The sequence below is a fragment of the Thermophilibacter sp. ZX-H3 genome (assembly GCF_052599055.1).
Genome location: NZ_JBQXES010000023.1, coordinates 35408 through 46062, shown reverse-complemented (window position 1 = coordinate 46062; position 10655 = coordinate 35408). Strand labels below are relative to the sequence as shown.

At 70.0% G+C, this 10655-nt stretch carries 10 protein-coding genes; all 10 read right to left on the bottom strand.

The features are described from left to right. Positions 1-138: 138 nt before the first annotated feature. A complete protein-coding gene (locus ACULPM_RS09785; protein ID WP_167931097.1) occupies positions 139-447 on the bottom strand; it encodes a PLP-dependent transferase in 309 nt (102 codons plus the stop codon). Positions 448-459: 12 nt separating this feature from the next. Further along, positions 460-2223 (bottom strand): threonine--tRNA ligase, encoded by a 1764-nt coding sequence (gene thrS / locus ACULPM_RS09780; protein WP_445332256.1) that lies wholly within the window; start codon positions 2221-2223, stop codon positions 460-462. A 688-nt stretch (positions 2224-2911) separates the two neighbouring features. Next, positions 2912-3622, bottom strand: a complete 711-nt coding sequence (locus tag ACULPM_RS09775) for a hypothetical protein (protein ID WP_445332255.1) — start codon at positions 3620-3622, stop codon at positions 2912-2914. A gap of 117 nt (positions 3623-3739) precedes the next feature. Next, complete coding sequence (locus tag ACULPM_RS09770; protein WP_075280274.1) at positions 3740-4171, bottom strand: zinc ribbon domain-containing protein; 432 nt, start codon at positions 4169-4171, stop codon at positions 3740-3742. Between the two features lie 70 nt (positions 4172-4241). Then, complete coding sequence (locus ACULPM_RS09765; RefSeq protein ID WP_445332254.1) at positions 4242-5648, bottom strand: bifunctional folylpolyglutamate synthase/dihydrofolate synthase; 1407 nt, start codon at positions 5646-5648, stop codon at positions 4242-4244. Between the two features lie 134 nt (positions 5649-5782). Beyond that, a complete protein-coding gene (gene folE / locus ACULPM_RS09760; protein ID WP_445332253.1) occupies positions 5783-6397 on the bottom strand; it encodes a GTP cyclohydrolase I FolE in 615 nt (204 codons plus the stop codon). Then, positions 6394-7224: a formate/nitrite transporter family protein gene (locus ACULPM_RS09755; RefSeq protein WP_167931049.1), complete on the bottom strand. Its 831-nt coding sequence runs from the start codon at positions 7222-7224 to the stop codon at positions 6394-6396. The genes folE and ACULPM_RS09755 overlap by 4 nt, the downstream gene beginning before the upstream one ends. Further along, the gene (locus ACULPM_RS09750; protein WP_167931048.1) at positions 7221-8078 is read right to left on the bottom strand and encodes a bifunctional 5,10-methylenetetrahydrofolate dehydrogenase/5,10-methenyltetrahydrofolate cyclohydrolase; all 858 of its coding nucleotides are present in this window, start codon (positions 8076-8078) and stop codon (positions 7221-7223) included. Before ACULPM_RS09750 ends, ACULPM_RS09755 begins: the two co-directional genes overlap by 4 nt. Beyond that, positions 8078-8713: a cyclodeaminase/cyclohydrolase family protein gene (locus ACULPM_RS09745; protein ID WP_167931047.1), complete on the bottom strand. Its 636-nt coding sequence runs from the start codon at positions 8711-8713 to the stop codon at positions 8078-8080. The genes ACULPM_RS09750 and ACULPM_RS09745 overlap by 1 nt, the downstream gene beginning before the upstream one ends. Positions 8714-8769: 56 nt before the next feature. After that, positions 8770-10443: a formate--tetrahydrofolate ligase gene (locus ACULPM_RS09740; RefSeq protein WP_167931046.1), complete on the bottom strand. Its 1674-nt coding sequence runs from the start codon at positions 10441-10443 to the stop codon at positions 8770-8772. Positions 10444-10655 lie beyond the last annotated feature (212 nt).

The window sequence follows — 10655 nt, the reverse complement described above, 5'->3', positions numbered from 1 at the left end:
CCCCCCCCCCCCCCCCCCCCCCCCCCCCCCCCCCCCCCCCCCCCCCCCCCCCCCCCCCCCCCCCCCCCCCCCCCCCCCCCCCCCCCCCCCCCCCCCCCCCCCCCCCCCCCCCCCCCCCCCCCCCCCCGCCCCCTTGCCTTACCCGAGGGAGAGCTCAAGCTCCATCACCTGGTCGCGCGCATCGCGCTCGTCGGCCTCCCAGAGGCGCCACTCCCCCGCCGCACGGTACGCCACGTAGGGCCCGAAGCCGCCGACGAGCGTGTTCGCTGCCCGCGGAAAGTCGGGGTCTGTCTTGAGCCCCGGGTAGCGCACTGCCTCCACGCGCGGGTGGCAGACGAGGTAGTTGGCCACGACCTGCGCGGCGTCGGAAAGGACCCTCCAGCGCTCCCGCCCCATCTGGGACGAGAGCGTCTGGAGGGTCGCTAGATCGAGGTTCTTCTCGCCCACCGCGGCGCGCGCCTAGCGGCGCTCGGCGATCTCGGCCGTGACGTCGGCGATGAAATCATCGAGGTCGCGGGAGACGGTCTCGTTGGAGCGGTCGCGGACGGAGACGGTGCCGGCCTCGACCTCCTTCTCGCCGAGGATGAGCATGTAGGGCGGGCGGTCGATGTTGCGCGCCTCGCGGATCTTGTAGCCGATCTTCTCGTCGCGCTCGTCGAGGACGGCGCGGATGCCTGCGGCCTCGAGCTTCTCGGTGACCGAGCGCGCGTAGTCGCGGCTCTTCTCGGAGACCGGCAGGACCTTCACCTGGCACGGAGCGAGCCACGTGGGGAACTTGCCGGCGAAGTGCTCGATCAGGATGCCGATGAAGCGCTCGATGGAGCCGAACGCCACGCGGTGCAGCATGATCGGCCGCTTCTTAGAGCCGTCGGCGTCCGTGTACTCGAGGTCGAAGTTGATGGGCATCTGGAAGTCCAGCTGGACCGTGCCGCACTGCCAGGTGCGGCCGAGCGAGTCCTCCAGGTGGAAGTCGATCTTGGGGCCGTAGAAGGCGCCGTCGCCCTCGTTGACCACGTAGTCCTTGCCGAGCTTCTCGAGCGCGTGGCGCAGCGCGGCCTCGGCGCGCTCCCAGTCCTCGTCGGAGCCCATGGAGTCCTCGGGGCGCGTGGAGAGCTCGAGGTGGTAGGTGAAGCCGAACTTCTCGTACACGGAGTCGATGAGGTTCACCACGCCCACGATCTCGTCGGTGAGCTGGTCGGGGCGCACGAAGAGGTGGGCGTCGTCCTGGTTGAAGCAGCGCACGCGGAAGAGGCCGTGCAGGGCGCCGCGCATCTCGTGACGGTGCACGAGGCCAATCTCGCCGGCGCGAATGGGCAGCTCGCGATAGCTGTGCGGCTTGGAGGCGTAGACGAGCACGCCGCCCGGGCAGTTCATCGGCTTGATGCAGTACTCCTCGTCGTCGATGATCGTGGAGTACATGTTGTCCTTGTAGTGGTCCCAGTGGCCGGAGGTCTTCCAGAGCTCCTTGTTCATGATCATGGGCGTGGAGATCTCCACGTAGCCGGCGGCGCGGTGGATCTCGCGCCAGTAGCTGAGGAGCTCGTTCTTGAGGATCATGCCGTTGGGCAGGAAGAACGGGAAGCCGGGGGCCTCGTCGCGCATCATGAAGATGTCCATCTCGCGGCCGATCTTGCGGTGGTCGCGCTTCTTGGCCTCCTCGAGCAGGCGCAGGTGCTCGTCGAGCTCGTCCTTCGTGGCGAACGCGGTGCCGTTGACGCGGATGAGCATCTTGTTGTCCTTGTCGCCCTTCCAGTAGGCGCCCGAGACGCCCGTGAGCTTGAAGGCCTTGAGCGCCTTGGTGTAGGTGAGGTGCGGGCCCACGCACATGTCGATGTACTCGCCCTGCTGGTAGAAGGTGATGCGCGCGTCCTCGGGCAAATCGCCGATGTGCTCGACCTTGTACTTCTCGCCGCGCTCCTCCATGAGGGCGATGGCCTCGGCGCGCGGGAGCTCGAAGACGGTGAACTTGAGGTTCTCCTTCACGATCTTCTTCATCTCGGCCTCGATGGCCGGGAAGTCCTCCTCGGAGATCTTCTGGCCCTCGGGCAGGTCGATGTCGTAGTAGAAGCCGTTGTCGGTGGCCGGGCCGTAGGCAAAGTCCGCCTCGGGGTACAGGCGCTTGATGGCCTGGGCCATGATGTGGGCGGCGCTGTGGCGGACGACGTGGGTGACCTCGTCGGCGGGGCACTCGTCGATGTGGCCGTCGTTATACAGGACCTTCATGGGAAACCTCTCTCTGGATGGTCTGCGAACATGAAAATCGCCCGTACGCCGCCGTCCTGGCAGCGTCGAGCGATATGCGGCGCCTGTCCGGGGCCTGCCGGCCCGGGGAAGGGACAGACGCCTAGATAGTCTGCGTTCGAGCGCTATGTGCAAAGATGCGCTGCATCTGGGACACGCCTTTCGTCATTGCCTGACCATAGGTTTACCACAAGTGGGCCGAGTCTATGCACGGGGAAACAGATTCGCAGCATCTGCGCTCACGCGGCGGGCGCCGAGCCGGGCCGGGGCGGGTGGACGAGGTGGGTGGCCGAGCATGCCCCCGCGCACGGACTGAGCCGGATTCCGCACGATTCCGTGCGCCGGGGCATGCTCGGCTGGAATGTGCGCCGGGGCATGCTCGGGACCACGAAGCTAGCGAGAAGAACGCTTTAGAAACGCCACGAGCATGCCTCCGCGCACGCAAGCGCCGTAGCTCCAGCATCATCGCGTGCGGAGCCACATCCGTGCGCAGGGGCATGCTCGACGGGCCCGGAGGGCAGGTTCTTCTCGCCAGCGCGTCCTCCGAGCATGCCTCTGCGCACAGCTCTGCCGAGCATGCCCCCATGCACGGAACCAGCTCCATTTCAGGCGAAACCGTGCGTGGAGGCATGCTCAAAGCGGACGGGAGGAAGACCACGCAAGATCAGAACTATCTCCTCGCCCTAAAGCGAACCACAAGCGCCGCAACCACAACACAAGTCAAGACGACGGCACCGGCAGCAACAAGGGACACGGAAGAGCCGTCGCTGACAAGGGGCGCCGATTCCCCAGCCCCTCCCGAGGGCCGTGCGGTCAGGTCCCGCGCCAGCGAGAAGCCAAGCGGCTCCGCAGGGCCAAGCTCGACAGACTCGACGCCCGAGAAATAGGATGGACTCACCCCCTCGGAGAGGTCCGACCGGCCGTCGACGGGCTCGGCGGTCTCGAAGGCCGTGCCGAGCGACGCCCCGTCCCACACCCAGCACGCGCCGCGGTCGAACACAAGGGCGGCTTGATCAGGTCCCAGCGAGCCCACGCCTCGGGCGAGCGCGGTATCCAGCTGGAACATACCGCCCTCGGTACGCAGGGCAAACGCCACGAGCTCGCCATCTTGGAAGAGAGGGAAGTAGTCGAGCGCCACGCGCTCGGGCCCTGAGGGGAGAGCCTCGTAGGCCGGCAGGGGCTCACCCACCTCAAGCGCCTCGAAGTCGACATCGTCAAGTCCGAACGAGTCGCGGTCGAGATAGACGGACGCGAGGGCTTCGGCTATCCCCTCCCGGTCATCATCAGCGAGCTGGGCGGCGGCTGATCGCACGGGGATGACGCCACAGACAAGGGCCACAAGCACCGAGAGCAGTGCAGCCAAACGGCGTGATACGCCCATGCGAGCCCCCTCCACCGAGGTCGTGATGTTCTCAGTATATCGCCCTGCCTAGGCCCGCCAAACGAAAAAGGCCCCGCCGGGGCGGGGCCGTGCGTGCCGAGAAGAACCTTCGCGTCGCTACTGGATGCGGGTGCGGCAGTAGGGGCACACCTTCCAGTCCGCGTTGAGCGGGCGGTGGCAGGTGGGGCAGACGTTGCGCACCTGCGTGTTGCAGATCGGGCAGACCACGAAGTCGCGGTCGATGGGGGCGCCGCACTTGGGGCAGATGCCGTAGTGGGAGAGCTGGTGCTCACGCAGAGCGATGTCGAGGTCCTGCTCCTCGCGGTCGATGAGGTAGGAGCTCGGGCGCAGGATGACGTAGGCGAGCAGGCCCACGATGGGGATCACGGAGATGATCGCCCACATCCACCAGGGCTCCGCGCCGCGGCGCTGGGCGTCGCGGATCACATAGACGATCGAGAGGATGTAGAGCATGACGACGCACACGACCATGAGGTAGAGGACCATGCGGACCTCGGGCGTGATGAGCTGGTCGAAAAGTTCTTGCATGACGGGGACTCCTTCTGCCATCGGAAAACGTCACGGTGCGACGCCACAGACAGCTGAATTGTAACAAAAGCTATCCGAGAAGGGCCGCAAGCTCGCCCGCGAGCGTGATGGAACCGCATCCAACGTAGGATTCTCCACACAATGCCGACGTTGCGGCCTCAACCGTGGGATACGTCCCGGTCACTTCCGCGCCGGCGTCGGCGAAGAGGGCGGCAAGCTCGGCCGCGGGGAGGGCGCGCGGGCTCGCGGTCTGCGTGACGGCGACGCGCGGGAACGCGCGGGCGAGAAGGGCCACGATGCCCGCCACGTCCTTGTCGGCGAGAACGGCCGCCAGGAGCGTCGGCCGCTCCTCCCGGACGGGCGCCACGGCATCGACGGCGGTCAGGAACGCCGCGACCGACTGCGGGTTGTGGCAGGCGTCTATGAGGACGGGCGGCTCCGGTCGCAGGAGCTGGAAGCGGCCGGGCGTCGGGCACTGGACGACGGAGGTGAAGAGCGCGTCGGCGTCGAGCGCTCGGCCGAGGTAGCCCTCCGCGATCGCCACGGCGCAGGCCACGTTGGCGGCCTGGTAGGCGGGCTTGAGGCAGGCGAGCCCCTCGTAGGTGGCGCGCGGCGTGGCCACCGTGAGCTCGAGGGGCGCCCCGATGCGCGCGGGGCGCCGCACGATCCGGTAGCTCGCGCGCGGGAGGTCGTCGTGCCGGCGCGGCACGCCGGGGTGCATCTCCCCCGCCGCGTCCTCGAGGCACTCGGGGCGCAGCAGCACGGGCGTCACGCCGGCCGCGCGCGCCTGGGCGAGAAACACGTCCTCGACGCTGTCGGGGGTGGCGGTCCCCACTCCGAGCACGCAGGTGCGGCCGGGCTTGATGATGGCGGCCTTCTCGCCGGCGATCTTCTCGAGGGTGTCCCCGAGGACGCGCATGTGGTCGAGCCCGATGCCGGTCACCGCCACGGCGCGGATGGACTTGGCGGCGGAGGTCGCGTCCCAGCGGCCCCCCATGCCGCACTCGAGCACCGCCACGTCGACCCCGGCCTCGGCGAAGACGACCATGGCGGCCACCGTAAGGGTGTCGAACTCGGTCACGTCGTAGGGGCGAAGGCCCTGGGCGGCGCGGCGCTCGTTCACGCGACGGCCCGCCTCGCGCGCGGCGGAGATGCCGTGCGCGAAGGCCTCCTCGGAGACGGGCGCGCCGCCGACCTCAATGCGCTCCGTGTAGCTCACGAGCTCCGGCGACGTGTAGAGCGCCGTGGAGAGGCCCTCCCCCGCCAGGATGGCGGCCGTGAAGCGGCTCGTTGACGTCTTTCCGTTGGTGCCGGCGACCTGCACGCACTCGAACGCGAGGTCGGGATCGCCGAGCTCGGCGAGCATGTCCTCCACGGTCTCGAGCAGGGGCTCGATCCCGAAGCGCAGCGCCCCGTGCAGGACGTCGAGCGCCTCTTCGTACGTGATCTCCGGAACCTCGAACGGCAGCTGGTACACAGTGTCTCCCTTGCAACTAGCTCCCTCGCCTATTTGGGCGCCCATTTGGGGACAGGCCCCTTTTGGGCAAGTTTGTATGCTTGAAAACTTGCCCAAAAGGGGCCTGTCCCCAAATGGGCGCCCAAATAGGCGAGCTACAGCCCGAGGAGGCGAAGGGCCTCCTGGCGGGTCTTGAGGTCGCGCAGGCACCCGCGCACCGCCGAGGTGGTGGTGAGCGCGCCCGCCGCGCGAACCCCGCGCATGGTCATGCAGGTGTGCTCGGCCTCCAGCACCACGAGGACGCCGAGCGGGTCGAGCTCGCGCACCATGGCGTCGGCGATCTGCCCGGTGAGCCGCTCCTGCACCTGGAGGCGGCGCGCATACCCCGAGACGCAGCGCGCGATCTTGGAGAGTCCCGTGATGCGGCCGTCGCGCGGGATGTAGCAGACGTGCGCGCGGCCGGTGAAGGGCAGGATGTGATGCTCGCAGAGCGAGGAGAACGGGATGTCCTTGACGATCACCATCTCCTGGTTTCCCGGCTCGTGGAACTGGCGGCGCAGGTGCGCCCCCGGGTCCTCCTGCGTGCCGCCGAGAATCTCCTCGCAGGCGCGCGCCACGCGGTCGGGCGTCCCGAGCAGCCCCTCGCGGTCGGGGTCCTCGCCGATGGCGAGCAGGAGCTCGCGGACGGCCGCCTCCACGCGGGGCTTGTCGATGGGGCCAAAGCCCTGGGCGTTCACGTTCTTCTCGCCCGACGTGCTCTTGTCGCTCACGCGCGATCCCTTCCCCTGCCGTACACGAACCAGTAGGACACGCCCACCAGCACGACGCCGCCAACGAGGTTGCCGAGCGTGGCCGCGCTCAGGTTGTGCAGGACGCCCGCAAGGTCGACCGAGCCCGAGGCGACGCCCGTCGCCTGCAGCATCATCGCATAGGGCAGGAAGAACATGTTGGCCACGCAGTGCTCGAAGCCCGCCGCCATGAACCCCATGACCGGCAGCAGCGCCGAGAAGAACTTGTCGGTGACCGAGTTGGCGGAGTGGCCGACCCAGACGGCAAGGCAGACAAGCATGTTGCAGAGGATGCCACGCGCGAAGGCGGTCCCCCAGCCAAGCGCGACCTTGCCCTCCGCCACGGCGATGGCCGCCTCCCCGAGGGCGCCCCCGTTGGCGGACGCGACGCCCGCAGCGAGCATGGCGGCGGACGCCAGCAGGGCGCCCGCGAGGTTGCCCGCGAGCACCACCAGCCAGCTCGAGAGGAGCTTGCCCCACGAGAAGCGCCCGGAGAGCGGGCCCATGACCATGAGGCAGTTCCCGGTGAAGAGCTCCGCGCCCGCCGCGAGGACGAGGAAGAGCCCGAGCGTGAAGGAGAAGCCGCCGAGCAGCTGCGTGGCTGCGAAGGGCAGCGTGGCGTCCGACTTCACCACGAGCATGAACGTGGCGCCGAGCGAAATGAACGCCCCCGACATGACGGCGAGCACGAGGGCGCTCGCGAGGTCGGTCCCGGCCTTGGTCTCGGCGACGCGCTCGTTCTTGAGCTCCATCGACGCGGGGGTCATCGCCCCGCTGTAGGACGAGGAGGGCTTCTCGGTCAGCTTCATCGGCAGGTCCTCTCTGCGGCCTCGACGACGTGCCGGGCCAGGATGGCGGTTGTTACGGCGCCCACGCCGCCGGGCACGGGCGTGATGGCGGAGACGATGGGCTCGACGGCGTCGAAATCGACGTCGCCGACGAGGCGGCCCGCGGCGGCGTCCCAGTTGGTGCCGACGTCGACGACGACCTGGCCCGGCCGCGCGCAGCCCGGGCCGATGGCGGCGGGCGACCCCGCCGCGGCAACGATCACGTCCGCCGCACGGCAGGCGGCCGCGAGGTCGCGCGTGTGCGTGTGGCAGGTGGTCACCGTGGCGTCTCTCGCCAGGAGGAGGGCAGAGACGGGGCGCCCGATCACGAGGGAGCGGCCGACGACGGTCACGTTGGCGCCGTCGAGCGGCACGCCGTAGTGGTCCAGGATCGCGAGCGCGGACTCCGCGGTGCAGGAGGCGAAGCCGCCGCCGCGCCCGGAGAGCGTGGCGAGAAGCCCCGCGGGGCCCGCACAGTCCACGTCCTTCTCGGCGGGGACGCGCGCCGCCGCGGCCGCGTCGTCGAGGGGCGCCGGCAGGGGCCGCAGGAGCAGGATGCCGTGGACGTCGCCCCGGGCGCCGAGCGCGTCGAGCGCGCCCTCGAGCGACGCCTGGTCGACGCCGTCGGCCTCGAGGACGACCCTCTGGAACGCGATGCCGGCCGCAAGGCAGCGCCTCTCCGCCGCCCTCTCGTAGGCGAGGTCGTCCTCGCGCTCGCCCACGCGAACGACGGCCAGCCGGGGCTCGACCCCCCGCGCGCGCAGGGCGTCGACGCGGGGGGCAAGGCCCTCCGCGATGGCGCGGGCGACGGGGGCGCCCCTGAGCAGCTCCGCCATCAGCGAGACCTCCCGCGGATGCCCTCGAGGACCGACTCGGCGAGCCGCTCGGCGCGCGGGACGTACTCCTCGACGAGCTCCTCGCAGGCGGACTCGATGGCCGCCGCCTGCGCGCGGTCCGCGAGCGAGGCGGTGTTCACGTAGACGTTGACGCTCGCCGCCCCGAGCGCCGCGCGCACGAGCAGCGCTCCGCAGGCCACGTCGGACGCGAGCAGGCGCGAGCAGCGCTCCCCCATGCGCTCGAGGAGGGAGACCGCGCGGCAGCACTCCCCCACCATGGCGAGCGGCGCCATCGCGGCCGCCTCCGTCGCGCGCTCGAGCGCCTCCGCGCGGCCGGGGTCATCGCGCGGGATGGCGTAGGCCGCGGCGAGGGGCGCGAACCCCTCCGCGTCCTCCTCCACGAGCTCGAGCAGGCGGTAGCGCACGTCCTCGGCCTCGTCCACGAGGGCGCGGACCTCGTCCTCGACGGACGCGTACCGGGGCTTTCCCACGGTGAAGGAGCCCGCCATCGAGCAAAGCGCCGCCCCGAGCGCCCCGACGAGCGCGGCCGCGCCCCCGCCGCCGGGAACGCTCTCGCGCGCCGCGAGCCGGTCGGAGAACTCCTCGCAGCTCAGCTCCGTGTACCTCTCGTCCAAGGCGCCCCTTCCTCAAAACCTGACAGACGACCCCGTCACCCTCGCCATGAACGCCGTCAGAACAGGCCGACGATCTTGCCGTCGGGCGTGACGTCGATCTTCTCGGCGGCCGGGACCTTGGGCAGGCCGGGCATGGTCATGATGTCGCCCGTGAGCGCCACGATGAAGCCCGCGCCGGCGGACACGCGGAGGTTGCGCACCGTGATGCGGAACCCCTCGGGAGCGCCGAGCTTGGTCTGGTCATCGGTGAAGGAGTACTGGGTCTTGGCCATGCAGATGGGCAGGCCGCCGTAGCCGAGCTCCTCGAGCTGGGCGAGCTGGCGCCTGGCCGGGCCGGTGAAGTCGACGCCGTCGGCGTGGTAGACCTTGGTCGCAATGGCCTCGACCTTCTCGGCGATGCCGCCCTCCAGCTCGTAGGCGTAGCGGAAGTCGGACGGCTCGTCGCAGAGGCGGACGACCTCGTTGGCGAGCGCCACGCCGCCCTCGCCGCCCTTGGCCCAGACCTCGGAGAGCGCGACGTTGACGCCGAGCTCGTTGCAGCGGCGCTCGACGAGGGCGAGCTCCGCCTCGGTGTCCGTGGGGAAGGCGTTGATGGCCACGACGACGGGCAGGCCCCAGACGTCCTTGATGTTGGAGACGTGGCGCAGCAGGTTGGGCAGGCCGGCCTCGAGCGCCTCGAGGTTCTCCGTGGTGAGGTCGGCCTTGGGGACGCCCCCGTTGTACTTGAGCGCGCGCACGGTGGCCACGAGCACCACCGCGGAGGGGGCGAGCCCCGTGGCGCGGCACTTGATGTCGAGGAACTTCTCGGCGCCGAGGTCGGCGCCGAAGCCTGCCTCGGTCACCACGTAGTCGGCGAGCTTGAGCGCCGTCGTCGTGGCCTCGACGGAGTTGCAGCCGTGGGCGATGTTGGCGAAGGGGCCGCCGTGGACGAAGGCGGGGTTGCCCTCGAGCGTCTGCACGAGATTGGGCTTGATGGCGTCCTTGAGCAGGGCCGTCATGGCGCCCTCGGCGTGGATGTCGGAGACGGTGACGGGCTTGCGGTCGTAGGTGTAGGCGATCACCATGCGCCCGAGGCGCGCCTTGAGATCGGCGAGGTCCGTCGCGAGGCAGAAGACCGCCATGACCTCGGAGGCCACCGTGATGTCGAAGCCGTCCTGGCGCGGCATGCCGTCCGCCACGCCGCCGAGGCCGTCCACGACGTTGCGGAGCTGGCGGTCGTTCATGTCCACGCAGCGCTTCCACACGATCCGGCGCGGGTCGATGCCGAGGGCGTTGCCCTGCTTGATGTGGTTGTCGAGCATGGCAGCGCAGAGGTTGTTGGCCGCGCCGATGGCGTGGAAGTCGCCCGTGAAGTGGAGGTTGATGTCCTCCATGGGGACGACCTGCGCGTAGCCGCCGCCCGCGGCGCCGCCCTTGATGCCGAAGACCGGGCCGAGCGAGGGCTCGCGCAGGCAGAGCATCGTCTGGTGGCCCAGGCGGTTCATCGCGTCGGCGAGGCCGACGGACGTGGTGGTCTTGCCCTCGCCCGCGGGCGTGGGGTTGATGGCCGTCACGAGGACGAGCTTGCCCTTGGAGGGGCGGTCCGCCAGCGAGTGGATGTCGACCTTGGCCTTGGTGCGCCCGTAGGGCTCGAGCATGTCCTCCGTGAGGCCCGCGCGCGCGGCGACCTCCGTGATGGGCAGCATCTCCGCCTCCTGCGCGATCTCGATGTCCGACTTGTAGTCCGCCATATCCGCTCCCCTCCGTACGAGCCATAGGAACACCTACTATAGCGCAGCGGGCGGGCCGCGCCGCGTCCGGTCCCGTCTGCGTCTCGCGTCCATCTGACCCGTGCGCCCGCCAGCGCCGCGCGGCGGGCGCGCGTCCCGCGTCCGTCCGCGCCCCGCGGGAGAGTGAAGGGTTCTGTGCTGAACAAAATCCCCCCACAGCCCCATCCCCCCCG

Coding starts and splice junctions, on each gene's coding strand:
- ACULPM_RS09770 (WP_075280274.1), bottom strand. CDS start 4,171: ATGCAAGAACTTTTCGACCAGCTCATCACGCCCGAGGTCCGCATGGTC.
- ACULPM_RS09775 (WP_445332255.1), bottom strand. CDS start 3,622: ATGGGCGTATCACGCCGTTTGGCTGCACTGCTCTCGGTGCTTGTGGCC.
- ACULPM_RS09750 (WP_167931048.1), bottom strand. CDS start 8,078: ATGGCGGAGCTGCTCAGGGGCGCCCCCGTCGCCCGCGCCATCGCGGAG.
- thrS (WP_445332256.1), bottom strand. CDS start 2,223: ATGAAGGTCCTGTATAACGACGGCCACATCGACGAGTGCCCCGCCGAC.
- ACULPM_RS09740 (WP_167931046.1), bottom strand. CDS start 10,443: ATGGCGGACTACAAGTCGGACATCGAGATCGCGCAGGAGGCGGAGATG.
- ACULPM_RS09755 (WP_167931049.1), bottom strand. CDS start 7,224: ATGAAGCTGACCGAGAAGCCCTCCTCGTCCTACAGCGGGGCGATGACC.